Below are 24,327 nucleotides of genomic sequence, written 5' to 3'. Positions count from 1 at the left end.
GCCCGGGAGCACCGACAAGGCAACCAGGTGCCACCTGCGGGGGAACGGCGGTTTTCCGCAGGCGTCCCCCGGACGAGGATCGGGCGGTCAGCGCGAGCGGCGGAAGGCCGGGCAGTCGCAGAGCGCGCAGTCCGTACCCGGACGGTAGTGCTCGTGCGCCGCTTGGGCGTGCCCGCACGTGCGGCACGCGGCGTCGTCGGCATCGAGGTGCACCACGACGAGGTCAGACGCCTCGGGATCCGGAACCAGGTGCAACACGGGTCGTGGACGCCGGGTCAGGCCGAGCCGGTCCATCGTGCGGGCCAGCGGCATGCGTCCTCCTCGTGTCCGGCGGGGTTCCGCCGGTCGCACCGGCGGGTCGACCGGTGTCTCCCGCGAGTCTAGTGGCGGCAAACCGCAGCCTCCCCGCATCCTCCGAGCATCGCGGTTGACCCCCTGTCGGCGCGCGCGGAGCATTGCCACGTCCACCCGACCAGACCGGCCCGACGGGACGAACATGACCGACCACACGACGACCGCGGCACGAGCCCTCACGCTCGAGCCCGCGATGCCCTCACCCGACGCCCCCACCTGGGTCGGAGCCGCGTGGGTCGGCGCCGTCGACCGGTCCGCCGCGCTCGCCGCCGACACCGTGCACCTCGCCGGTGCCGCCGGTTTCCGCCGCGCCCGCCTGATGGTCCGCGACGGCCGCGACGTCGCCGGGTTCGTCGACGTGCGCGTCGACGCGCACGGGGCCGTGGACCCGGCCGAGCTGGGACCGGCCCTGCGTCGGTTGCCGGCCCCGGGCCTCCCGGTCGACGCCCCCGCAGACGGCGCACGCGTCTCCGTCGTCATCGGGACGCGCGAGCGCCCGGTTGCACTCGCACGCGCCGTACGCTCCGTCCTCGACTCGGCCTACGACGACTTCGAACTGTTCGTCGTCGACAACGCGCCCGTCACCAGCGGTACCCGGGACGTCGTGGCCGCCATCGACGACCCCCGCGTGCACTACGTCCTCGAAGCACGTGCCGGCGTCTCCCGCGCACGCAACGCCGGACTCGCCCGAGCCACCGGCGGCATCGTCGCGTTCATCGACGACGACGTCGTCGTCGACCCGCACTGGATGGCCGCGATCGTCGCCGCCTACGAGCGGGACGCCGACGTCTGGTGCGTCACCGGACTCGTCCCCAGCGGCGAGCTGCGGACCCCCACGCAGCGCTTCTTCGACGAGCGGGTGACCTGGGCGCGGAACCTCGAGCGCCGGGTGTACCGCACGTCCGCCCCGCCCGTCGACGAGCCCCTGTTCCCCTTCACCGTCGGTGCGTTCGGCACCGGCGCGAACATGTCCGTGCGCCGCGACGCCGTCCGTCAGCTCGGCGGCTTCGACGTCGCCCTCGGCCCCGGCACCCGTGCCCGAGCCGGTGAGGACCCGGACCTGTTCACCCGCGTGCTGCTCGCCGGTGGGGCGCTCGCCGTGGAACCCTCGGCCGTCGTCTGGCACGAGCACCGCAAGGACCGTGCCGCGTTGCGCTCGCAGGCGATCGGGTACGGCACCGGGCTCGGCGCCTGGGTGACGAAGCTCGTGCTGCGGCCCTCGACCGCGTTCGCGGTGCTGCGGCGTGCGGTCGGGGCGCTCCGGCGGCTCGGCGCGCTCGGGCAGGGTGCCGACGAGCGCCCCGTCGACGCGAGCGGCGGCTGGCCCGTCGACGCCGAGTTCACCGAGGCGACGCGCGGCCTGAAGCGCGCCGAGCTGACGGCCGCGCTGGGCGGGCCGTGGCGGTACGTGGCGGGGCGGCTCGCCGCGCGCTGAGGCGCGGGCGCCGGCACCGGCTCCGTCGCTCGTTGCGCGTGCAACGGTTGCGTGCGCGTGGGGGTGACGTCGTCGACGTCGTACGACAGCGCGAGTGTCGTACCGCGTCGGTCGGACCCGACGACGAACGGACGGAAGGCCCGTGGCGACACTGCCACGGGCCTCCCGTCCGTCACGCTTCGCGACTACGGCCGGAAGCGGCCGGCCTCGACGTCGCGCCAGCGGCGTCGGCTGCGGAACCAGGCGGCCGGGCCGGCGGGGAACCCGCGCAGCTCGTGGTACGCCAGGGTCTTCGGGATGCGCGTGGTCGAGGCGTCGTTGGTGACCTCGGTCGCGGCGTCCCGGCGTCCGGCCAGGCGGGAGAGCATCTGCTTCGACTTGACCTTCGCGGCGAGCGGCATCAGGCGGGCGAGGACGGCGACGTGCCGCTTGTCCTTCGCGGCGAGTGCGAACATCAGCGCGGTGAACCCGACGCCGTTGCCGTGCAGCTGCTTGTGCAGGTCCTCGATGGTCTGGCGGTGCCGGTGGTGCACGACCGCACGGGGCTCGAAGCCGATCTTCCCACCGCGCCACAGCGTCTCGATGAACATCGCCAGGTCCTCGCCACCACGGGCCGGGGAGCCGGCGCCGAGGGTGTGGTCGAAGCCGCCGACGGCCTCGATCAGGGTGCGACGGTAGGCCATGTTCGCGCCGGCGCCGTACGCGCCGATTCCGTAGACGGCGAAGTGCTTGAGGACCTCGCCGGACGGGGTGACCGCCGAGACGCGGGCGTGCCGCATCGTGCCCTGCACGTCGTCCGGGACGATCGTCACGGGCGAGAAGGTGCGTTCGGCGCTGAACCCGCCGTAGTACGCCTCGTACCAGATCTGCGCGGGGGTGGTGAGCTCGCTCGGCAGGATGACGCCGGTGACGGCGTCGAGTCCGGGCTCGCTGACGAACCGTGAGCCGATGGCGCGGAGCCACTGCGGGTCGACGCGGACGTCGTCGTCTGTGAAGGCGATGACGTCACCGGTCGCGGCGGCGACGCCGGCGTTCCGGCCGGCGGACAGGCCGGGGCGGCGCTCCTCGACCAGGCGCACGTTCCGCCCGGCGAGCATCGCGGGCAGGGCATCGCCGGCGGGGACACGGACGCGGTTGTCGACGACGATGACCTCGTGTCGGGGGTAGTCGAGGTGCTCGAGGACGTCGAGCAGCTTGCCGAGGTCCTCGACGCGGTCGACGACGGTGGACACGACGACCGAGATCGTCGGCAGGTCGTCGTCGGACACCGCCGGCACGTCGGCGAGGACGGTCTCCTGCAGCGCCTCGAGGGCGCGAGCCGCGTCGGCGGGGTCGTCGGTGAGCCGGACGTCGAGGGTGCCGGTGGGGTGGCCGCCGCGGTAGCCGATCACCATGGCGGACTCGCCGGTCTCGTCGGCGACGAGGCGGGGGAGCGGGGCGTCGAGGTCGACGCCGATGACACGGCGCGGTGCGGGCACGGTGTCGGCGGTGTGGAGGGTGGCCATGTCGTGGACGCTACGTGGGGCCGTCGGCACGGACAACGGTGCCGGGCCCCGGAGGCGGTGTTCATGCGGAGTTCCGCAGTGGGACGCGGGGACCCCTCGAACGAGGGTGAGCGCTCACCCAGGAAGTCTCCGGAAGTCTGAAGGTCACACTCAGGTCACGGAACCGATGCAACCGGTTGCGGAACGCCGAGGGCGGGCGTACGTTCCTCCACCAGCAGGCAGCGGCGCCTGCTCCAGGGCAGTGTCGTCGAACCCGATCGATGCCCCCTGGTGATCTCAACGAGGAGACAACGCTGTGAAGACAACACGCTCCAGGGTGCGGTTCGCATCCGTTGCCGGGGTCGCCGTCATCGGCCTCGTGCTCACCGGTTGCTCGAGCGGCAGCTCGGCGAACGACGACGCCAAGAGCGGCCAGGACAGCCGCGGCCCGATCACCTACGTGCAGGGCAAGGATAACTCGAACGTCGTCCGACCGCTGATCGCGAAGTGGAACAAGGCCCACAAGGACGAGAAGGTCAACTTCAAGGAGCAGTCCGACCAGGCCGACCAGCAGCACGACGACCTCGTGCAGCACTTCCAGGCCAAGGACGCGAACTACGACGTCGTCGACGTGGACGTCGTCTGGACCGCGGAGTTCGCCGCGAAGGGCTGGCTGACGCCGCTCACCGGTGCCATGAAGATCGGCACGTCGAAGCTGCTGCCGGCCACCGTGAAGACCGCGACCTACAACGACACGCTCTACGCCGCCCCGCAGACCTCGGACGGTGCGCTGCTCTACTACCGCAAGGACCTCGTCAAGACGCCCCCGACGACGTGGAGCGACATGATGGACGACTGCCAGATCGCGAAGGACAAGGGCATCGGCTGCTACGCCGGGCAGTTCGCGAAGTACGAGGGCCTGACGGTGAACGCGTCCGAGGCGATCAACGGCTCCGGCGGTTCGGTGCTCGGCAAGAGCGGCGCCCCGGACGTCGACACCTCGGACGCCAAGGCCGGCCTGCAGAACCTGGTCGATGCCTTCAAGGACGGGAACATCCCGGCCGAGGCGATCACGTACCAGGAGGAGCAGGGCCGCACCGCGTTCGAAGCGGGCAAGCTGCTGTTCCTGCGCAACTGGCCGTACGTCTACAGCCTGGCGAAGACCGACGGTTCGTCGAAGGTCAAGGACACCTTCGGCATCGCCCCGATCCCGGGTGCGGACGGCACCGGCGCCTCGACGCTCGGCGGGCACAACGCCGCGATCAGCGCGTACTCGAAGCACAAGGCGACGGCGCACGACTTCCTCGAGTTCCTCGAGTCGACGGAGACGCAGAAGTTCTTCGCGACGCAGGGCTCGCTGGCTCCGGTCATCGGTGACCTGTACACCGACTCCGAGCTGACGAAGAAGCTGCCGTACCTGCCCACGCTGCTCAAGTCGATCGAGTCGGCCGAGCCGCGCCCGGTCACGCCGTTCTACCCGGCGGTGACGAAGGCGATCCAGGACAACACCTACGCGGCGCTCAAGGGATCGAAGTCGGTCGACGAAGCCATGAAGGACATGCAGGACGCCCTCAAGGCGGCGACCAGCAGCTAGCGGCTCACGCCGCATCGGACGGGAGGCCCGTGGCGGGTCCGCCACGGGCCTCCCGTCCGCCCCCCACTTGCGTTCCGACACCCCCGGCAAGGAGGCCGACACGTGTCAGCAGCAACCGAGATCCCCGCAGCCATCCCCAGCCCGACGGGCACGGAACCGAAGCGCCAGCGGCGCAAGGGCGGGCTCAACGCCGAGCACGGCCGGTGGGCCGTGTACCTCATCGGCCCGACGATCGTGCTCTTGGCGATCGTCATCGGCTACCCGGTGGTCAGCGCGATCATCCAGTCGTTCCAGCTCGACCAGGGCCTCGACAAGGCCACCGGCCTGTTCGTGCAGGGCGGGTTCGCCGGCGTCACGAACTACGTGCACTGGCTCGGCCAGCGGTGCGGGAACACCGCGTGCCCTCCGGGCAGCCTCGGGTCCCAGTTCTGGGTGGCCTTCGGCAACACGTTCTTCTTCACCGCGGTGACCGTCGTGCTCGAGACCGTCATCGGGCTCTGGATGGCGATCATCATGAACCGCAACTTCAAGGGCCGCGCGCTCGTCCGTGCCGCGATCCTGGTGCCGTGGGCGATCCCGACCGCCGTCACCGCGAAGCTCTGGTACTTCATCTTCGACGCGAACGGCGTCCTCAACCACGTCATCGGCCACCAGGTCCTGTGGTTCTCGGACGAGTGGGCATCGCGGTTCGCGATCATCATCGCGGACACGTGGAAGACCACACCGTTCATGGCGCTGCTCATCCTGGCGGGGCTGCAGTTGATCCCCGAGGACGTCTACGAGGCCGGCAAGATGGACGGTGCCTCGACGTTCCAGCGGTTCGTGCTCATCACGCTGCCGCTCGTGCGGCCCGCGCTGATGGTCGCCGTGCTGTTCCGCGTGCTCGACGCGCTGCGCATCTACGACCTGATCGCGATCATGACCGGTGGCGGTGGTGGTTCCGGCAACGCGACCGTGTCGCTGTCGGTACTCGTCGTCGACCAGATCCGGCAGGGGTTCAACGCCGCATCGGCGCTCTCCACCATCACGTTCCTCATCGTGTTCATCGTGGCGTTCGTCTTCGTCCGGTTCCTCGGAGCCAACGTCGTCCAGACGCAGGCCGCCCAGCAGAAGGGTGAACTCAAGTGACCCTCGCAGCAGACCGCCCGCGCTCGTCCGCAGCAGCACGCGACCGGACCGTCGACCGCGCCGACGTCCGCGTCCGCCGCGGCACCGGCCCCCGCATCCGCACCGCCGTGCAGGCGATCGTCATCGCGGTGTGGTGCCTCCTGCCGTTCTACTGGATGGTCGTCACGAGCTTCCGCGACGTCGGGTTCACCTTCGACCCGACGCCGTGGTTCACGCACGTGACGCTCGACAACTACGCGACGGCGTTCTCCACCGCGCTCGGCAACCACCTCGGTCGGGCGCTGCTGAACAGCGTCTTCATCGGGGTGGCAGTGACGGTCATCGCCCTGCTCGTCGGCACCACGGCGGCGTACGCGCTCGCCCGACTGGAGTTCGGCGGGAAGTCCCTCATCGCCGGTGCCATCCTGGCCGCCTCGATGTTCCCGGGCGTCGCGCTCATCTCCCCGCTGTTCCAGCTGTTCACGGACATCGGGTGGATGGGGACCTACCAGGCGCTCATCCTGCCGAGCATCTCGTTCGTGCTGCCGTTGACGGTCTACACGCTCGCGTCGTTCTTCCGCGAGATGCCGTGGGACCTCGAGGAAGCAGCGCGCATCGACGGGTGCACCCGCGTGCAGGCGTTCCGGCGGATCATCCTGCCGCTCGCCGCCCCCGCGGTGTTCACGACGGCGATCCTGGCGTTCATCTCCAGCTGGAACGAGTACCTGATCTCCTCGCAGCTCTCGAGCGACGCGACGCAGCCGGTCACGGTGGCGATCGCCTCGTTCGCCGGGTCGCAGCCGCACCAGGAGCCGTACACGGCCGTGATGGCGGCGGGCACGATCGTCACGATCCCGCTCGTGATCCTGGTCCTCGTCTTCCAGCGACGCATCGTGGCCGGCCTCACCGCCGGTGGCGTGAAGGGCTGACGACCATGGCACAGCGCGGACCCCTCCGGCCCACGGCCCGGATCGAAGAGGCGATCGGCTTCGTCGGCATGTTCGGCATCCTGTTCCTCGGCGCCACGGTGTTCTGCGAGGTCACCGGTCGCCCGGCACTCGGCTGGGCGCTGACCCTGCTGGTGTGCGTGCTCGGGGTCGTGGCGCTCGACCGGTGGCGGGTGCGGGTGCTCCGCCGGCAGGCCGAGGTCGACGGTGTCGGTGCCACGCCCGCCATCGCCCCGGTCCGCACGGCGCGCGGCGACGACACCCGTCGTCGGCCGCGGCCCTCCGCTGACGGCCGGGTCCACCAGCACAGCGGGTGGGACGAGCTCGCACCGGCGGGCCGTCGAGCGCCGCACGGAGTGCGCCGGACCGCAGCGGCCGTCGCGCACCCCACCCCCGGCACTGCAGCCGACCGACCGGCGGGCGTGACGCACCGGACGGACGGCTGACGGGCCTCCCGGGTCGCACCGATGGGGATCCAGGAGATCGCGACCGTCACGGGCCTGTCGAAGTCCACCGTGTCGCGGGCGCTCCGCGGCATGGCGAACGTGGCGGAGACCACGATCGACGAGGTCCGTCGGGTCGCCGACGAACTCGGGTACGTCCCGAGCTCGGCGGCGGCCGGCCTCGCCACCGGGCGGCAGCGGGCCGTGGGTGTCGTCGTGCCGGTGATCGACCGGTGGTTCTACGTCAAGGCGCTGGGCGGCGTCGACGCAGAACTCCGGCGGGCCGGGTACGACCTCGTGCTCTACAACCTCGGCGGACCGGGCGGCGACCGCGACCGGGCGTTCCGTCGGTCGATGCTGCGGCACCGGGTCGATGGCCTCGTCCTGCTGTCCCTGGTGCTCGACGCGACCGAGCGCACCGAACTCGAACTCACCCGGCACCCGATGATCGTCATCGGCGGACCGGCTCCGGGCCTGCGGAACATCGGGGTCGACGACCGAGCCGTCACGCGGATCGCGGTCGACCACCTGTGCGGCCTCGGCCACCGCCGTGTCGCGTACGTCGGCGGGCAGGACGAGGCCGGCATGAACGTGGCGGTGCCGCACCTGCGCCGGGACGGCTTCGTCGACGCGATGCGGGCCGCCGGGCACGCGGTGCCGGACCGGTGGCTGCTCGACGGACGGTTCTCGTTCGCCGGTGGGGTCGTGGCCGGGGATGCGCTGTTCGGCGGGCGTGCCGGGGCCCAGACCGGTGCCGGTGCCGTGCCCGATCGCCCGACTGCCGTGTTGTGCGCCTCGGACGAGATGGCGCTCGGGGTGCTCCTCGCCGCCCGACGGGCCGGGCTGTCGGTACCCGGCGACGTCTCGGTGATCGGGATCGACGGCCACGAGTACGGCGCCACGGTGGGCCTGACGACGGTGGCGCAGGACCCGGAGGCGCAGGGGCGGGCAGCGGCGCGGGCCGTGCTCGCCGAGGTCGACGGTGGTACTGCCGGGGCGATCGCTGCGGCGCCGGCGCACCTGGTGGTCCGGGCGACGACGGGGCTGGCGCCGGGGTGAGGTGGGGCGTGGGCGGGATCGACTCGGAACGACGATCCCGATGTCGCACGACAACGGGAACGTCGTTCCGAGTCGGCTCCGGCCCGAGCCCGCCCCGCCCGCCGCGCGTAGCCTCGCCACCATGGACGTCACGAAGCTCGAACACGCCTGCCAGATCGTGACGGAGGGCGACGACCGCCTCGTGCTCGATCCGGGGAACTTCACCCACCCCGTCGAGGCCACGGGTGTCGTCGCCGTCGTCGTCACCCACGAGCACCCCGACCACGTCACGCCCGAACAGCTGCACCGGATCCTCGCCGCGAACCCCGCCGCCCGCGTGTTCGGCCCCGAGGGCGTCCGCGCGGCGCTCGCCGACTCCGGCATCGTCGTCGAGGTCGTCACCGACGGCGATCACCGCACCGTCGGCCCCTTCGCGCTCGACTTCCACGGCACCCGGCACCAGCTCATCCACTCGTCGGTGCCGATCGTCGACAACACCGGCGTGCTGGTGAACGGCAAGCTATTCCACCCCGGCGACTCGTACACCGACCCGGGCGTGCCGGTCGAGGTCCTCGCCGCACCCGTCGGAGCCCCGTGGCTCAAGGTCGCCGAGATGATGGACTACGTCGCCGCCATCGCCCCCGCCCGCGCCTACCCGATCCACGAGGCCACGCTCTCCGACATCGGCTACGGCATGCACACCGGTCGGCTCCGCGAGGCGCTCGCCCCGCACGGCTCGCTCGAGGTCCTGCGGCCGGGGGAGTCGCTGACGATCTGACCGCGCCGTTCGTGACGGTCCCTGCGGACGGCGCACGGCTCTCGACGTGCGCGCGGTCGGACGGGAGGCCCGTGGCGGGCCCGCCCCGCGCCTCCCGTCCGCCGGGGCGGTCGCGTCTCCGGCTGCGCGCTCGATCCGTGTGCACGTTGCGACCGGACACGCGTCGTTCGACGGGTGTTTCGTCGTTCGATGCACGTGCAACGAGCGCCGCATGCCGGACGCGGCATGACGGCACACCCGGGCGACACGCCTCGTTTTGGTGCGATGCGCGGCTTGTGCAATACTTGTCGAGTTGTCGGAACGGCCCCATCGTATAGCGGCCTAGTACGCTGCCCTCTCACGGCGGTAACGCGGGTTCGAATCCCGCTGGGGTCACCACAGGTGACATGCTCCGAGTCCGACAACAGCCGCGGCCCCATCGTATAGCGGCCTAGTACGCTGCCCTCTCACGGCGGTAACGCGGGTTCGAATCCCGCTGGGGTCACCAGTACCACGAAACCCTCGACGAGCTCCGGCTCGCCGGGGGTTTCGTCGTCGTGTGCCAGGCTGGTCCCGTGTCCAGCGCCGTGCAGCTCATCCGGTCCGCAGCCCTCAGCGACGTCGCGGACTACGCCTCCACCGTCCCGGCCGGTACCCGCCTGGTGTTCCTCGCGGGGGCGTGTCCGCTCGACGAGCACGGCGCCACGGTCGCCGTCGGTGACGTCGCCGGGCAGGCCGCGCAGTGCATCGCGAACCTGCGGACCGCGCTCGCCGCCGCGGGGGCCGGCATCGAGGACCTCGTGCAGACGCGGGTGCTCGTGGCGACGACCCGGCAGGACGACCTCGTCGCGGCGTGGGAGGTGGTGCGCGCGGCGATGGGGGACCACGACGTGCCGAGCACCCTGCTGGGCGTGACCGTCCTCGGTTACGACGACCAGCTCGTCGAGGTCGAGGCGATCGCCGCGGTCGCCTCCGTCGCCGACTGCGCAGTACGCTGATCGAGTCGTCAGACCCGGCAGTGGGGCCTGCCGGACCCAACCGCGCACGAGCCGCCAACGGTCCCTATCCCGAGAACACCGCACGCGCGGAGACGATCCGGCGTGCTCGGCGATAGGAGCACCATGACCGAAGACCGCCTGCCGCACCTCCGCTGGCGCCTCCTCGCACTCGTCGCGCTCGGCGGGGCGATCGGTACCGCAGCCCGAGCGCTGCTCGCCGGGGCGTTCCCCGCCCACGACGGCGTCAGCTGGACGATCCTCGTGATCAACGTCGTCGGCGCGTTCTGCCTCGGGCTGCTGCTCGAGGCGCTCGCGCACCATGGTGCCGACGTCGGACGTCGCCGCGCGATCCGCCTGCTCGTCGGCACCGGCGTCCTCGGCGGGTTCACGACGTACAGCACGCTCGCCGACGACACCGCGCAGCTGCTGGACGGCGGTCGGTGGGGCGCCGGTAGCGGGTACGCACTGGTGTCCGTCGTCCTGGGGCTCGCGGCCGTCGCGCTCGGCGTCTGGATCGCCGGGCGGCTCCGACCGCGGTCGCCCGGGCCGGACGGGAGCGCCTCGTGAACCCGCTCGAACTCCTGCTCATCGCCGTCGGCGGGGGAGTCGGGTCGGCACTCCGCTTCCTGCTCGACGGGCTGGTCAAGACGCGCGTGGCCCGCTCGCGTGTCGCCGGGTTCCCGCTCGGGACCGTGCTCATCAACGTGTCCGGATCGCTCCTGCTCGGCCTGCTCACCGGCCTGGGGCAGGCGGGCGCGATCCCGCTCCCGGCGGTCGCGGTGCTCGGGACGGGCATGATGGGTGGGTACACGACGTTCTCGACGGCGAGCGTCGAGACCGTACAGCTCCTCCGATCCGGCAAGCCCGGGCTCGCCGCCCTGAACGGCCTCGGGATGCTCGTCGTCTCGGTCGGCGCAGCCGCGCTCGGCCTCTGGATCGGAAGGAACTCATGACCTCGGAACGCCCCGGCGAACTCGTCCTCGTCCGTCACGGAGAGACGGAGTGGTCGAAGAGCGGGCAGCACACCGGCCGCACCGACATCCCGCTGACGGACAACGGTGTCGAGCAGGCGAAGCGCGCCGGCAGGTACCTCGCCGACCGCTCGTTCGCGCTGGCCCTGTCGAGTCCGCTGCAGCGTGCCCGCGACACCGCGCACCTGATCGGCGTCGAACCCGAGCTCGACGAGGACCTGTACGAGTGGGACTACGGCGCCTACGAGGGGCTCACCACGCCGCAGATCAAGGTGCTGCGTCACGGGCCGTGGGACCTCTGGACCGACGGTGTGCCTGTCGGTGACACACCCGGTGAGAACGCCGCCGAGGTCCGCGTCCGCGTCGAGCGCATCCTGAACCGCGCCCGACCCGTGCTCGCCGAGGGGCAGGACGCCGTGTTCGTCGCCCACGGCCACGTGCTGCGTGCCCTCGGCGCCGCGTGGATCCGTCTCGCGCCGCAGGACGGTGCGGTGCTGAAGCTCGCGACCGCGTCGGTCAGTGTCCTCGGCTACGAGCACGGCCGCCCCGTCATCGACACCTGGAACATCCAGCCCCGCGACTGACCTGGTCAGTCCCGCGAGAGCGACAGTTCCGCGCCACTTCGGCTGGTCAGTCCCGCGAGAGCGACAGAGTTGCGCGAACAGTTCGCGGAGATCTGTCGCTTTCGCGATCGGGTCGCGACCACGACCGGACGGGAGGCCCGTGGCGACGCCGCCACGCGCCTCCCGGCGTCAGGCGGTACGGATCGCGCTGGTGGCGCCGAGGGCCCGGCCGCGGCGACGCTCGATCGCGCGCCCGGCGAACAGCAGCCCGACGCTGACGACCGCGCCGAGGGTGGTCTGCGCGACCCGGTCGAGCGCGAGGAGCTCCGGCGCCTCCGACAGGCTCAGCCACGACACGGCGAGGGCGAGCGGCGTGAGGAACAGCAGGCAGACGGCGTAGTTCCGGGCGACGAAGATCTCGGCGAAGAACTGCCCCACGACGGCGATGACGACGATCCACCAGGCCGACGGCTCGAGCAGCAGGATCCCCACGGCGATCACGGTGCCGCCGATCGTGCCGATGAAGCGCTGGAACGCCCGGACCACGGTGTGCCGCTGGCGGAGTGCGGGCAGGGTCGACACCACCGCGATGACCGCCCAGTACGGGTGCCCGAGGCCTGGGATCACCGACGCGACCGCCCCTGCCACGAGCGAGCCGACGACGTTGAGCGCGACGGTCTCCCAGAGCGCCGCCGACCGCAGGATCGCGAGGGAGCGGTGCTTGCGGTCGGCGAGTGGGCGGAACCGGTGCGGCGCGTGCGGGTGGAAGACCCGTCGCAGGACGGAGCCGGACATCGCGACGAGCCACGCCCAGACCACCGAGCAGCCGATGATCGTCGCCACGAGGGGGACGTCGGCAGGGCGCAGCGGCACGAGCGCGGAGACCACGAACGCGAACACCGGGAAGATCGGCTGCGCGGGGATCGTCCGCAGGGCCGACAGGGTGCACACGGCGATGACGAGCACCACGACGAGTCCGGTCGCCTGCAACCAGAGCGGGGAGCCGAGCAGGGCGACGCCGATGCCCGCGAACATGCACAGGGTCTGCAGCAGCCCGGCGAGCCCGGTCGTGACGGCGCGCTGGCGGTAGGGCTCGGTCGCACCGAAGATCGCGGTGAAGCCGGCGAACATCGCGAAGGCTGCGTAGCCCGGCATCCCGAGGGCGATGAGCAGCGCCAGTGGCGCACCACCCGCGATCGCTGCGCGTGCCGCGCCCTCGAGGTTGATCGTCCGGGTCGAGTGCGCAGGTGTCGTCATGTCCCGACCATCTTCCCACCGCGACGGGTGTCGTCGAGTCGCCACGGGCCTCCCGGTCGACCGCCGCACCGCGTCGGGAACGCGACGCGGCGTTGGTATACCAGTGGTAGAGTCGCCGGATCGTGCCGCGGTCGCGGCGCACTGACGAGAACGAGGGAGTCGAGCTCATGGGTAGGACGCTCGCCGAGAAGGTGTGGGACGACCACGTCGTGGTCAAGGGTGAGGACGGGAACCCGGACCTCCTCTACATCGACCTCCACCTCGTGCACGAGGTCACGAGCCCGCAGGCGTTCGACGGCCTGCGCCAGGCCGGCCGACCCGTGCGGCGGCTCGACCTGACGATCGCGACCGAGGACCACAACACCCCGACCCTGGCGATCGACCGCCCCATCGCGGACCCGACCAGCCGGATCCAGATCGAGACCCTGCGCCGCAACTGCGAGGAGTTCGGCGTCCGCCTGCACTCGCTCGGCGACAAGGAGCAGGGGATCGTGCACGTCGTCGGCCCGCAGCTCGGCCTGACGATGCCCGGCATCACCGTCGTCTGCGGGGACTCGCACACCAGCACCCACGGGGCGTTCGGCGCCATGGCGTTCGGCATCGGCACCTCTGAGGTCGAGCACGTGCTGGCCACGCAGACCCTGCCGCTCAAGCCCTTCAAGACGATGGCGATCACGGTCGAGGGCACGCTGCGCCCCGGTGTCACCGCGAAGGACATCATCCTGGCGGTCATCGCGAAGATCGGCACCGGCGGCGGGCAGGGCTACGTGCTCGAGTACCGCGGCTCGGCGATCCGCGCGCTCTCGATGGAGGGCCGGATGACCATCTGCAACATGTCGATCGAGGCCGGTGCCCGCGCGGGCATGGTCGCCCCCGACCAGATCACCTACGACTACGTGCAGGGCCGCGACCACGCCCCGACCGGTTCCGACTGGGACGATGCCGTCGCGTACTGGGACACGCTGGCGACCGAGGACGACGCCGTGTTCGACGCCGAGGTCTTCATCGACGCCGACGACCTCGAACCGTTCGTCACCTGGGGCACCAACCCCGGCCAGGGCGTGTCGCTGTCCGAGCGCGTGCCGTCGCCCGCGGACTTCGACGACCCGAACGACCAGGCCGCCGCGCAGCGGGCCCTCGACTACATGGACATCGCCGCCGGCACCCCGATGAAGGACATCGCCGTCGACGCCGTGTTCATGGGCTCGTGCACGAACTCGCGCATCGAGGACCTGCGGGCGTTCGCGTCGATCATCGAGGGCCGCAAGAAGGCCGACGGCGTGCGCGTCATGGTCGTGCCGGGGTCAGCCCGCGTGCGGCTCGAGGCCGAGGCCGAGGGGCTCGACGTCGTCATCAAGGAGTTCGGCGCCGAGTGGCGGTTCGCCGGCTGCTCGATGTGCCTCGGCATGAACCCCGACCAGCTCGCACCGGGGGAGCGCTGCGCGAGCACGTCGAACCGCAACTTCGAGGGGCGTCAGGGCAAGGGCGGGCGCACCCACCTGGTGTCGCCGCTCGTCGCCGCCGCCACCGCGATCCGCGGCACGCTGTCCAGCCCGTGGGACCTGGCGACCGACGACGAGATCGCCGCCGCGACGAGCGCCGCCGCGACGAGCGCCGCCGCGACGAGCGCCGCCGCGACCAGCACGACGACCGCCGCGACCAGCACGACCACCGAGGGGACCTTCTGATGGACAAGATCACCACCGTCACCGGCATCGCGGCCCCGCTCAAGCGGTCGAACGTCGACACCGACCAGATCATCCCCGCGGTCTACCTCAAGCGCGTTACGAAGACCGGCTTCGAGGACGCCCTGTTCTCCGGCTGGCGCCAGGACCCCGACTTCGTGCTCAACCAGCCGTCGTTCCAGGGTGCGAAGGTGCTCGTCGCCGGCCCGGACTTCGGCACCGGGTCGAGCCGTGAGCACGCCGTCTGGGCACTGCGCGACTTCGGCTTCGCGGTCGTCATCTCGCCCCGTTTCGCGGACATCTTCAAGGGCAACGCCGGCAAGCAGGGCCTGGTCACGGCGATCGTGACCGAATCGGAAGTCGAGCAGCTCTGGGCCGAGATCGAGCGGAAGCCGGGGGTCTCGGCCACCGTGGACCTGGTCGCGCAGCGCGTGTCGCTCGGGGATGTGGACGTCCCCTTCGAGATCGACGCCTACACTCGTTGGCGGTTGATGGAAGGGCTCGACGACATCGGGCTCACCCTCCGTGACGAGACCTCGATCACGGAGTTCGAATCCCGCCGCTCCAGTTGGCGGCCGAAGACATTGCCGGTGAAGTAGTGAACTCTCTCGTACAGGACGCAGCAGCCGCAGGGGCGCGCGTGGGCCTCAAGTCGGACGAGATCGTCATCCGCGGGGGCAAGCCGCTCGTGGGGCGCATCGAGGTCCGCGGGGCGAAGAACCTCGCGACCAAGGCCATGGTGGCGTCGCTGCTCGGGGACACCCCGTCGATCCTCAAGGACGTCCCGGACATCTCCGACGTCAAGGTCGTCCGTGGGCTGCTCGAGGTGCACGGCGTGCGCATCACCGATCCTGCACGAGGCGAGCTCATCCTCGACCCGGCCAACGTGGAGTCGGCGCACTTCGCCGAGATCGACGCCCACGCCGGTTCGAGCCGCATCCCGATCCTGTTCTGCGGCCCGCTGCTGCACAAGCTCGGCGAGGCGTTCATCCCCGACCTCGGTGGCTGCCGCATCGGCGACCGCCCGATCGACTTCCACCTCGACGCGCTCCGCGCCATGGGCGCGGTCGTCGACAAGCAGGTCAACGGCATCCACCTGACGGCTCCGAACGGGCTGAAGGGCGCCTCCATCGAGCTGCCGTACCCGAGCGTCGGCGCGACCGAGCAGGTCCTGCTGTCATCGGTCCTGGCGACCGGCGTCACGGAGCTGCGGAACGCCGCGATCGAGCCCGAGATCATGGACCTCATCGCGATCCTGCAGAAGATGGGCGCGATCGTGTCCGTCGAGCCGAACCGCGTGATCTTCATCGAGGGCGTCGAGTCGCTGCGCGGCTACACCCACCGTGCGATCAACGACCGCAACGAGGCCGCCAGCTGGGCCTCGGCCGCGCTCGCCACCGACGGCGACATCTTCGTCGAGGGCGCGAACCAGCAGGAACTCATGACGTTCCTCAACGTCTTCCGCAAGGTCGGCGGCGGCTTCGACGTGCAAGAGGACGGCATCCGGTTCTACCGGGAGCGCGACACCCTCAAGCCCGTCGTCATCGAGACCGACGTGCACCCCGGCTTCATGACCGACTGGCAGCAGCCGCTCGTCGTGGCGCTGACCCAGGCCGAGGGCCAGAGCATCGTGCACGAGACCGTGTACGAGAACCGCTTCGGCTTCACCGACGCCCTCAACGAGATGGGCGCCGACATCGTCGTCCACAAGGAGGGGCTGCCCGGCCACGACCGCCGTGTCGCCCGTCGTCCGTTCGAGCAGGCCGCAGTGATCACCGGCCCGACGACGCTGCACGCGGCGAACGTCCGGGTCCCCGACCTGCGCGGCGGCTTCAGCCACCTCATCGCGGCGCTGACCGCCGACGGCGAGTCCCACATCACCAACGTCGGCATCATCAGCCGCGGCTACGAGCACTTCATCCCGAAGCTGCGGAAGCTGGGCGCCGACTTCGACTTCGCGGGTTAGTCGCGGTGTCGGTTCCGCAGCCGGGTGACGGTCCGTCGCGTCCGGGCGACGGCCCGTCGCGCCAGGGCGTTGGCCGGGAGGCCCGTGGTGCGTCCGCCGTGCAGGTCGCGACCGGCCTGCCGGTGCGTGGACGGCGCTGGAAGCGCGGGGAGCTCAACCCCGCGTTCCGCATCGTGGCGTCGATCGTCATCCCGACGTTCCGGTTCTCGTCGAACTACCACTGGTACGGCCCGAACCGCCTGCCGGCGGACGGCGCCTTCGTGCTCGCCCCGAACCACTTCACGAACATCGACCCGCTGGTCGTCGGCACCGCCGTCTACATCAGTCGTCGGGCCCCGCGGTTCCTGGCCAAGGCGTCGCTTTTCAAGGTCCCCGTCTTCGGCAAGCTCATGTCCGGCATGGGCCAGATCCCGGTCGAGCGCTCGGGCCGTACGCGGTTGAGCGACCCGCTCGGCGGCGGGCGGTCGCTCATCGAGCAGGGCGGTGCGATCATCGTCTACCCCGAGGGCACGCTCACCCGCGACCCCGACCTGTGGCCGATGCGCGGCAAGACCGGTGCCGTCCGCATCGCGCTCGAGAACGACGTGCCGCTGATCCCGATGGCCCACTGGGGCACGCAGGGCATCATGGCGCGCTACTCGAACAAGCTCCGCCTGTTCCCGCGTTCGCGCGTGGACGTCATCGTCGGCGACCCCGTCGACCTGTCCGCCTACCGCGGGCGGCCGATCGACCAGCAGATGCTGATCGAGGCCACCGAGCTGCTCATGCAGCGCATCACCGGCCTGCTCGAACAGCTCCGTGGCGAGCAGGCGCCGAAGACCCGCTGGGACCCGGCGGCGAACAACCAGAAGGAGACCGGCCGGTTTGAGTGACCTCCGCCCGCACGACGATCGTCCCGACCCCGTCGCCGCAGCGCCGGGGGCCTTCGACACCGCCGCGATCCGGGTGGTGATGCAGTCGACCGACAAGCCCCGTGTGGCGGTCATCGGTGCCGGCAGCTGGGGCACCACGTTCGCGAAGGTGCTCGCCGAGGGTGGTGCCTCCACAGTGGTGTGGGCACGTCGTCCGGAGGTCGCCCGCGAGATCACCGAGACGAAGCGGAACTCCGACTACCTGCCCGGCATCAACCTGCCGCGCACCCTGACGGCGTCGACGTCGCTCGAGCAGGTGCTCGACGGCGCCACCCAGGTGTACGTGTCGGTGCCGTCGCAGACCCTCCGCTCGAACCTCGACGCGATCCGCGAGCTCTTGCCCGCCGGCGTGCCCGTCGTCAGCCTGATGAAGGGCGTCGAGAAGAGCACCGGCCTGCGGATGAGCGAGGTCCTGCTCCAGGGGCTCGGCATCGACCAGGACCGCATCGCCGTCGCGAGCGGGCCGAACCTGGCGCTCGAGATCGCACGACGGCAGCCCACCGCGGCCGTGGTGTCGTCGTCGAGCATCGAGACCGCGACCGCCGTGGCCGCCGTCGCGACGAACCCGTACTTCCGGTCGTTCATCAACACCGACGTCATCGGCACCGAGTTCGGCGGCGTGCTGAAGAACCTGATCGCCGTCGCGATCGGCATCGTCGACGGTGTCGGCTACGGCGAGAACACCAAGGCCTCGATCATCACGCGCGGACTCGCCGAGATGACCGACTTCGCGGTGTCGCTCGGCGCGCAGGCGTCCACGCTGTCGGGGCTCGCCGGCCTCGGCGACCTGATCGCCACGTGCCAGTCGCCGTTGTCGCGGAACAACACCGCCGGCCGGCTGCTCGGCCAGGGCTACCGGTTCGACGAGGTCGTGCGGCAGATGAACCAGACCGCCGAGGGTCTGGCGTCCGTCGCACCGATCCTCGAGCTCGCCGCCGCGAACGGCGTCGACATGCCCATCGTCAGCCAGGTCGGCGAGGTCCTCGCCGGTAGGCTCGATCCGCGCAACATCGCGCCGCACCTCACCGAGACCGACGAGCCCCAGGGCGAGTGATCGGTCCCGCACCGAGTCACGAAGGGACTCCCGTGCCCACGATCCCCGAGGGAACCGTTCCCACGACCACCGTCGCCGTCCTGTTCGGCGGGCGCTCGAGCGAGCACGAGATCAGCTGCGTCACCGGCGGCGGCATCATGGACGTCGTCGACCGCGCCGAGTACGACATCGTCCCGATCGGCATCACGAAGGACGGCGCGTTCACGCTGCAGTCCGACGACCCCTCGCAGTGGGCGATCCGCGACGGTGCGCTGCCGACCGTGCCCGACAACGGCACGCGCGTGGCGTTCCCGACCTCGCCGGCGACCAACGAGCTCGTCGTCTCGCACCCGGACGGTTCGGTCACGACCATCGCCGTCGACGTGGTGTTCCCGATCCTGCACGGACCGTTCGGCGAGGACGGCACGATCCAGGGTCTGCTCGAGATCGCGGGTCTGCCGTACGTCGGTGACGGCGTGCTCGCCAGCGCCCTGGCGATGGACAAGCACGTCGCCAAGGCCGTCCTGGAGCACGCCGGCCTGCGGGTCGCACCGTGGACGACAGTGCTGCGCCGCCAGTGGGCGGCCGACCCGGTCGACGTCGCCGAGACGATCGCGGCGCACGGCTGGCCGCTGTTCGTGAAGCCGGCACGCGCGGGGTCGAGCATGGGCGTCTCGCGCGTCGACGGCCCCGACGAGCTCGGTGCCGCGATGGCGCTGGCGTTCGAGCACGACTCCAAGGTGATCGTCGAACCCCGGGTCGTCGGCCGCGAGGTCGAGGTCGCCGTGCTCGAGGGCCGTGACGGTGTGCCGCGGACGAGCCTGCCGGGCGAGATCGTCGTGGCCGAGGACGGCTTCTACGACTTCGCGTCGAAGTACCTCGGCGGCGACGAGTCCCTGCTGTGCCCGGCGCCGCTCGCCGACGAGCAGACCGACGAGATCCGGTCGATCGGTGCCCGTGCGTTCGAGGCCATCGGCGGGTCCGGGCTCGCCCGGGTCGACTGCTTCCTGACCGATGACGGCTTCGTCGTGAACGAGGTCAACACCATGCCCGGGTTCACGCCGCTGTCGATGTACCCGCGCTGCTGGGCGGCGTCGGGTGTGTCCTACGGCGAGCTGGTCACCGAGCTCATCGAGCTGGGGCGCGCCGCCGTCCGCTGACACTCGGCGGGGTCGGGGCGTGTCAGCCCTGCACGTCGGACGGGTCCAGGCGCCGGGTTGGTCGGTGCTGCCCCGTCGTTCGGCTCAGCCCTGCACGTCGGACGGGTCCAGGCACTTGTGTCCGTCCTTCGGCAGCGTCGACACCGCCGTCGCGAGGTCCTGCAGCACCGCGCTGCCGGTCTTCGACGTGTCGACGACGACCTGCACCGCGGGGGACCGCCCGAACGTCGTGTAGACGATCTGCCCGCCCCGGTCGTCGCGGATCCAGTCGACCGAGCCGAGCGAGAAGCACGGCAGATCGGACACGGTGGGCACCGCCACACCGCAGTGGTAGAGCGCGGCCTCGGGGTCGCCCCAGGCTGCGGTGGACTGCGCGTTCGTGTTCCGCAGGTCGTACGTCGAGTCGACGGTGGCGGGCAGCCGGACCTGGGCCGTGGCACACGCGGCGGCGTTCGCGGACGGTGCCGCACTCATGCCGACGGCGTTCGTGCACCCGGTCAGCCCCGCGGCGAGGGCGATCACGACCCCCGCGATCGCGAGGGTCCGAGGGGTGCGGCGCGCGGTGTCCATCGCCGTCCAGGCTACCGTTCTCGTGTGGACGCGACGTACGACGCCTGGGCCGGACCGACCGTGGGGGAGCTCGGTGAGCTGGCCGTCCTCGACCGCATCACGAGCCGGCTGCCGGCGGGCTCGCCGCTCCTGGGGCCCGGTGACGACTGCGCCGTCGTGGCCGCTCCCGACGGCCGGTTCGTCGTGACCACGGACATGATGGTGCACGGCCCGGACTTCCGGTGGGCGTGGTCCTCGCCCGCGGACGTCGGGTGGAAGGCCGCCGCGACGAACCTGTCCGACGTCGCGGCGATGGGTGCGGTGCCGAGCGGCCTCGTCATCGCCCTCGCCGCACCGCAGGACACCCCCGTGGCGGTGCTCGAGGGCATCGCCGACGGGTTCCGACTCGCCGTCGACGCCCTCGCTCCCGGATGCGGTGTGGTCGGCGGCGACCTGTCCACCTCGGCGACCTTCACGGTGGCGGTGACGGCGTTCGGCGACCTCGAGGGCCGCGCGCCGGTGCTCCGGTCCGGAGCCCGTCTCGGTGACGTCGTGGCGGTCTCCGGTGAACTCGGCCGGGCCGCCCGCGGACTCGCCCGACTCTTCCGCGACGGCGTGGACGCGCAGGGCGAGCCGGACCGCAACGCGACCACGGCGAGCGGTGCCGACGCCGACCCGGACGTCGCCCGGCAGCGCCGACCGGTGCCCCCGATCTCGGACGGACCCCGCGCAGCGGTCGCCGGGGCGACGGCGATGCTCGACCTGTCCGACGGCCTGGCGATCGACGCGGGGCGGCTGGCCCGTGCGAGCCGGGTGACGCTCGACCTCGATGCTGACGCCCCGCTCGACGAGGCGGCGCTGCACGGTGGCGAGGACCACGGCCTGCTCGCGACCTTCCCCGCCGGTGCCGTGCTGCCCGGTGGCTTCCGCCGCATCGGTGTCGTGCGCGACCGCGGCGATGCGGACCTGCTGCGCGCGGGCTCCCCGGTACCGACGACGGGTTGGGACCCCTACGCCGACTGGGACGGCGCCGCCGGCTGACCCACCCGGCCCGGCCGTCGACCCGGTACGACACCATCGACGTCGTGAGACGTCGATCAAGTCGTTCTGAGTCGCCCGCACGGCTCAGGACGCGGCGACCACGGCCTCCCACGCCACGGTCTCGCCGTAGCTGCGCTTGCTGAACGGCTCGAGCCCCGCCGGCCACGTCGGTTCGGGGGAGCGCTTGCTCCGCTCGACGACCACGACGGCCGCTGCGGTCAGCCGCGGCACGAGCGTCTCGAGCACCTCGGCGATCTCGTGCTCGGTCACGTCGTAGGGCGGGTCGATGAACACCAGGTCGAACGTGCGCACCGTCCCGCGCAGGTACCCGAGCACCGGCTGCGGCTGCACGTCGATGCGCACCCCGGGGATCCGCTGCTGCACGGCCTTGGCGTTCGCCCGGCAGGCCTGCGCCGCAGCCGACGCGCGGTCGACCAGCACGACCTCGACCGCGCCGCGCGACGCCGCCTCGAGCCCCAGGGCGCCGGTGCCGGCGTACAGGTCGGCCACCGAGGTGTCGTCGACCAGCCCGCGGGCCTCGAGCGACGAGAACAGCGCCTCGCGCACCCGGTCGCTCGTCGGCCGGGTGCCGGACTTCGGCACCCGGAGCGTCGTGTTGCCGGCGGCGCCGGCGATGATGCGGGTCATGCAGCCACCGTATCGGCCGGTGGCCGTCTCCACAGGCCGACCGGGAGGCGCGTGGGACGTCGGTCGTGCCCGGTACCGTGGTGTCCGTGGTCACCACCGGAACCCCCGCTGCGCCGGCCGCGCCCGACCTCGGTCCGGCGCCCCTCGACGCGCGGCTCGCGAACGTGCTCGGTGGTCGGACCGCGACCGCGATCGAGAAGGCCTTCGGCCACCGCACGGTGGGGGACTTCCTCGAGCACGCGCCGCGCCGCTACGCCGAGCGCGGTGCCCTGACGGCACTCGACTCGCTCGCCATCGGTGAACCCGTCACCATCGTGGCCGAGGTGGTCGAGGTCCGTGAGCGCACGATGCGTGCCCGCCGCGGGTCGATCCTCGAAGCCAAGATCGGCGACGGCAAGGGTCTGCTGACCCTGACCTTCTTCAACCAGGGGTGGCGCACGAAGGACCTGGTCCCCGGCGCTCGCGGCATCTTCTCCGGAAAGGTCGGCGACTACCGCGGTGCCCGACAGCTCGCCCACCCCGACTACGAGCTGTTCGACCCCGACGACCCCCGCGCCACGGCAGACCCCGGTTCGGACGAGGCGATCCGGTGGTCGCGGCAACCGATCCCGATCTACCCGGCGACCTCCACGCTCACCTCGTGGCAGATCGCGAAGTCGATGGCCATCGTCCTCGACACCCTGCCGGACCTGCCCGACCCGGTGCCGGCGTCGGCGCGCAGCCGACTCGACCTCGTCCCGTTCCGCCGGGCACTCGAGCTGCTCCACCGCCCCGAGAAGGTCGCGGACTTCAAGCGCGCGCAGGACGCCCTGCGCTACCGCGAGGCGTTCGTGCTGCAGACCGCCCTGGTGCAGCGCCGGATCGCGGCCCGACGAACCGCGGCGACCCCGCGGGTGGCGGCTCCCGGCGGCATCCTCGAGCGTTTCGACGCCACCCTGCCGTTCACCCTGACCGACGACCAGCACGCCGTCGGCGCCGAGATCGACGCCGACATCGCCCGCACCTGGCCGATGCACCGGCTCGTGCAGGGCGAGGTCGGTTCCGGCAAGACCCTCGTGGCCATCCGCGCGATGCTCACGGTCGCCGAGTCCGGCGGCCAGTCGGCGCTCATCGCCCCGACCGAGGTGCTGGCGGCGCAGCACCTGCGCTCGATCGTGAAGTTCCTCGGCCCGGACCTGGCGGCCGAGCTCCGTCCGGTGATCCTGACCGGGTCGCAGTCCACCGACGAGCGCCGTCGGGCCCTGCTCGCCGCGGCGTCGGGGAGCTCCCGGCTGGTCGTCGGCACGCACGCGCTGCTCGGCGACCGGGTCGACTTCGCCGAGCTCGGCCTGGTGGTCGTCGACGAGCAGCACCGCTTCGGCGTCGAACAGCGTGAAGCGCTCCGGACCAAGGGCCAGACCCCGCCGCACGTCCTGGTGCTCACCGCCACCCCGATCCCGCGCACCGTCGCGATGACGGTGTTCGGCGACCTCGACGTCTCGACGATCACCGGCCTGCCGTCCGGCCGTGCCGGCGTCGAGACCTTCACCGTCCCGCTCGCCGAGCACCCGGGGTGGGAGTCCCGCATCTGGTCGCGGATGGCCGAAGAGCTGGCCAAGGGGCGCCAGGCCTTCGTGGTCTGCCCCGCCATCGACGACGCCCACGCCGAGGACGACGGCGAGCCCGCACCGGCCGAACCCGAGGGCGACGCCCCGAAGCGGGCTCCGGCGACGGTGCTCGCCACCGCCGAGCGGATGCGCTCCATGCCCGTGCTCGAGGGCCGGCGGATCGCGGTGCTGCACGGCCGGATGACGGCCGACGAGAAGGACCGGGTGATGACGTCCTTCGCCGCCGGCGACCTCGACGTCCTCGTCGCGACGACCGTCATCGAGGTCGGAGTCGACGTACCGAACGCCGCGATGATGGCGGTGCTCGACGCCGACCGCTTCGGGGTCTCCCAGCTGCACCAGCTGCGCGGTCGCATCGGCCGTGGGCAGTGGGCGGGTGTCTGCCTGCTCGTGACCTCCGCCGAGCTCGAGACGACCTCGCGCGAGCGCGTCGACGCCGTGGCCGCCTCGGACGACGGCTTCGAGCTCGCCCGGGTCGACCTGGAGCTCCGACGCGAGGGCGACGTCCTCGGCGAGCGGCAGTCCGGCGGTCGGTCCTCGCTCAACCTGCTCCGGGTGGTGGAGCACGCCGACCTCATCGTGGACGCCCGCGAAGAGGCCGAGCGGGTCCTCGAGCCCGATCCCGAGCTCGAGGGCTCCCCGGCGCTGCGCGAGGCCCTGGCGCGCCGCCTCGACGAGTCCGACGCGGCCTTCCTCGGCAAGAACTGAGCCGGAGCCGGAGCCGGAGCCGGACGCCGGACCCGGATCGGTGGTGCTCGGGACGGACCGGTACCCTCGCA

Annotated in this window: 24 protein-coding genes and 2 tRNA genes; 21 read left to right on the top strand and 5 right to left on the bottom strand. The window is 71.7% G+C overall.

From position 1 onward, the window contains the following. Positions 1-87: 87 nt before the first annotated feature. Entirely contained in the window at positions 88-312 is a 225-nt protein-coding gene (locus tag ITJ59_RS13575) for a hypothetical protein (RefSeq protein ID WP_194651788.1), read from the bottom strand. Positions 313-496: 184 nt separating this feature from the next. Here ITJ59_RS13575 and ITJ59_RS13570 point away from each other — a divergent pair, with 184 nt between their 5' ends. Then, the gene (locus tag ITJ59_RS13570) at positions 497-1,789 is read left to right on the top strand and encodes a glycosyltransferase family 2 protein (protein WP_194651786.1); all 1,293 of its coding nucleotides are present in this window, start codon (positions 497-499) and stop codon (positions 1,787-1,789) included. A gap of 185 nt (positions 1,790-1,974) precedes the next feature. Here ITJ59_RS13570 and ITJ59_RS13565 read toward each other — a convergent pair whose 3' ends face one another. Further along, complete coding sequence (locus ITJ59_RS13565; protein WP_194651784.1) at positions 1,975-3,294, bottom strand: glycosyltransferase; 1,320 nt, start codon at positions 3,292-3,294, stop codon at positions 1,975-1,977. Between the two features lie 295 nt (positions 3,295-3,589). On the opposite strand from ITJ59_RS13565, the gene ITJ59_RS13560 reads away from it, so the two are divergent. The 12 genes from ITJ59_RS13560 (at position 3,590) to ITJ59_RS13505 (ending at position 11,712) form a co-directional block, all read left to right on the top strand. After that, positions 3,590-4,867 (top strand): ABC transporter substrate-binding protein, encoded by a 1,278-nt coding sequence (locus tag ITJ59_RS13560; RefSeq protein ID WP_194651782.1) that lies wholly within the window; start codon positions 3,590-3,592, stop codon positions 4,865-4,867. Between the two features lie 102 nt (positions 4,868-4,969). Further along, positions 4,970-5,995: a carbohydrate ABC transporter permease gene (locus ITJ59_RS13555; protein ID WP_194651780.1), complete on the top strand. Its 1,026-nt coding sequence runs from the start codon at positions 4,970-4,972 to the stop codon at positions 5,993-5,995. 95 nt (positions 5,996-6,090) lie between these two features. Then, on the top strand, positions 6,091-6,903 hold the full coding sequence (locus ITJ59_RS13550; protein ID WP_323749508.1) for a carbohydrate ABC transporter permease: 813 nt from the start codon (positions 6,091-6,093) through the stop codon (positions 6,901-6,903). A gap of 5 nt (positions 6,904-6,908) precedes the next feature. Next, positions 6,909-7,367 carry a hypothetical protein gene (locus tag ITJ59_RS13545; RefSeq protein WP_194651776.1) on the top strand — a complete coding sequence of 153 codons (459 nt, stop codon included), beginning with the start codon at positions 6,909-6,911 and terminating at the stop codon, positions 7,365-7,367. A 21-nt stretch (positions 7,368-7,388) separates the two neighbouring features. Further along, positions 7,389-8,423: a LacI family DNA-binding transcriptional regulator gene (locus tag ITJ59_RS13540; protein ID WP_194651775.1), complete on the top strand. Its 1,035-nt coding sequence runs from the start codon at positions 7,389-7,391 to the stop codon at positions 8,421-8,423. Between the two features lie 121 nt (positions 8,424-8,544). Next, positions 8,545-9,180, top strand: a complete 636-nt coding sequence (locus ITJ59_RS13535) for an MBL fold metallo-hydrolase (RefSeq protein ID WP_194651773.1) — start codon at positions 8,545-8,547, stop codon at positions 9,178-9,180. A gap of 302 nt (positions 9,181-9,482) precedes the next feature. Beyond that, positions 9,483-9,558, top strand: a tRNA-Glu gene (locus ITJ59_RS13530). Between the two features lie 33 nt (positions 9,559-9,591). Next, positions 9,592-9,667 (top strand) — tRNA-Glu (locus tag ITJ59_RS13525). Between the two features lie 67 nt (positions 9,668-9,734). Continuing rightward, a complete protein-coding gene (locus ITJ59_RS13520) occupies positions 9,735-10,157 on the top strand; it encodes a RidA family protein (RefSeq protein WP_323749504.1) in 423 nt (140 codons plus the stop codon). Between the two features lie 123 nt (positions 10,158-10,280). Then, positions 10,281-10,724 carry a fluoride efflux transporter FluC gene (locus tag ITJ59_RS13515; RefSeq protein WP_194651771.1) on the top strand — a complete coding sequence of 148 codons (444 nt, stop codon included), beginning with the start codon at positions 10,281-10,283 and terminating at the stop codon, positions 10,722-10,724. Continuing rightward, complete coding sequence (crcB, locus tag ITJ59_RS13510; RefSeq protein ID WP_194651768.1) at positions 10,721-11,110, top strand: fluoride efflux transporter CrcB; 390 nt, start codon at positions 10,721-10,723, stop codon at positions 11,108-11,110. The genes ITJ59_RS13515 and crcB overlap by 4 nt, the downstream gene beginning before the upstream one ends. Then, on the top strand, positions 11,107-11,712 hold the full coding sequence (locus ITJ59_RS13505) for a histidine phosphatase family protein (protein WP_194651767.1): 606 nt from the start codon (positions 11,107-11,109) through the stop codon (positions 11,710-11,712). The genes crcB and ITJ59_RS13505 overlap by 4 nt, the downstream gene beginning before the upstream one ends. 168 nt (positions 11,713-11,880) lie before the next feature. Here the strand turns inward: ITJ59_RS13505 and ITJ59_RS13500 are convergent, their stop codons facing one another. After that, positions 11,881-12,948 carry an FUSC family protein gene (locus ITJ59_RS13500; protein ID WP_194651766.1) on the bottom strand — a complete coding sequence of 356 codons (1,068 nt, stop codon included), beginning with the start codon at positions 12,946-12,948 and terminating at the stop codon, positions 11,881-11,883. Positions 12,949-13,115: 167 nt separating this feature from the next. Between ITJ59_RS13500 and leuC the strand changes: the two genes are divergently transcribed. The 6 genes from leuC to ITJ59_RS13470 all read left to right on the top strand — a co-directional run bounded on the left by leuC (position 13,116) and on the right by ITJ59_RS13470 (position 19,703). Beyond that, positions 13,116-14,636, top strand: a complete 1,521-nt coding sequence (gene leuC / locus ITJ59_RS13495; protein WP_228511479.1) for a 3-isopropylmalate dehydratase large subunit — start codon at positions 13,116-13,118, stop codon at positions 14,634-14,636. Next, entirely contained in the window at positions 14,636-15,232 is a 597-nt protein-coding gene (gene leuD, locus ITJ59_RS13490) for a 3-isopropylmalate dehydratase small subunit (RefSeq protein WP_194651763.1), read from the top strand. The genes leuC and leuD overlap by 1 nt, the downstream gene beginning before the upstream one ends. Continuing rightward, a complete protein-coding gene (murA, locus tag ITJ59_RS13485; protein ID WP_123294811.1) occupies positions 15,232-16,599 on the top strand; it encodes a UDP-N-acetylglucosamine 1-carboxyvinyltransferase in 1,368 nt (455 codons plus the stop codon). Before leuD ends, murA begins: the two co-directional genes overlap by 1 nt. 98 nt (positions 16,600-16,697) lie before the next feature. Then, complete coding sequence (locus ITJ59_RS13480; protein WP_323749503.1) at positions 16,698-17,471, top strand: lysophospholipid acyltransferase family protein; 774 nt, start codon at positions 16,698-16,700, stop codon at positions 17,469-17,471. A gap of 79 nt (positions 17,472-17,550) precedes the next feature. Next, a complete protein-coding gene (locus ITJ59_RS13475) occupies positions 17,551-18,564 on the top strand; it encodes an NAD(P)H-dependent glycerol-3-phosphate dehydrogenase (RefSeq protein WP_194651862.1) in 1,014 nt (337 codons plus the stop codon). Between the two features lie 32 nt (positions 18,565-18,596). Beyond that, positions 18,597-19,703: a D-alanine--D-alanine ligase family protein gene (locus tag ITJ59_RS13470; RefSeq protein WP_323749502.1), complete on the top strand. Its 1,107-nt coding sequence runs from the start codon at positions 18,597-18,599 to the stop codon at positions 19,701-19,703. Between the two features lie 84 nt (positions 19,704-19,787). Here the strand turns inward: ITJ59_RS13470 and ITJ59_RS13465 are convergent, their stop codons facing one another. Next, the gene (locus tag ITJ59_RS13465) at positions 19,788-20,273 is read right to left on the bottom strand and encodes a DUF3515 family protein (protein WP_194651761.1); all 486 of its coding nucleotides are present in this window, start codon (positions 20,271-20,273) and stop codon (positions 19,788-19,790) included. A gap of 24 nt (positions 20,274-20,297) precedes the next feature. Here ITJ59_RS13465 and thiL point away from each other — a divergent pair, with 24 nt between their 5' ends. Continuing rightward, entirely contained in the window at positions 20,298-21,293 is a 996-nt protein-coding gene (thiL, locus tag ITJ59_RS13460) for a thiamine-phosphate kinase (RefSeq protein WP_194651758.1), read from the top strand. A gap of 84 nt (positions 21,294-21,377) precedes the next feature. Here the strand turns inward: thiL and ITJ59_RS13455 are convergent, their stop codons facing one another. Next, positions 21,378-21,941: an RsmD family RNA methyltransferase gene (locus ITJ59_RS13455; protein ID WP_194651755.1), complete on the bottom strand. Its 564-nt coding sequence runs from the start codon at positions 21,939-21,941 to the stop codon at positions 21,378-21,380. Positions 21,942-22,027: 86 nt separating this feature from the next. Here ITJ59_RS13455 and ITJ59_RS13450 point away from each other — a divergent pair, with 86 nt between their 5' ends. Next, positions 22,028-24,256, top strand: coding sequence for an ATP-dependent DNA helicase RecG (locus tag ITJ59_RS13450; protein ID WP_194651753.1), 2,229 nt, complete (start codon positions 22,028-22,030; stop codon positions 24,254-24,256). Positions 24,257-24,327 lie beyond the last annotated feature (71 nt).

The organism is Curtobacterium sp. VKM Ac-1393 (genome assembly GCF_015350995.1).
Classification (GTDB): Bacteria; Actinomycetota; Actinomycetes; order Actinomycetales; family Microbacteriaceae; genus Curtobacterium.
This window is presented reverse-complemented; position numbering and strand designations above follow the sequence as displayed.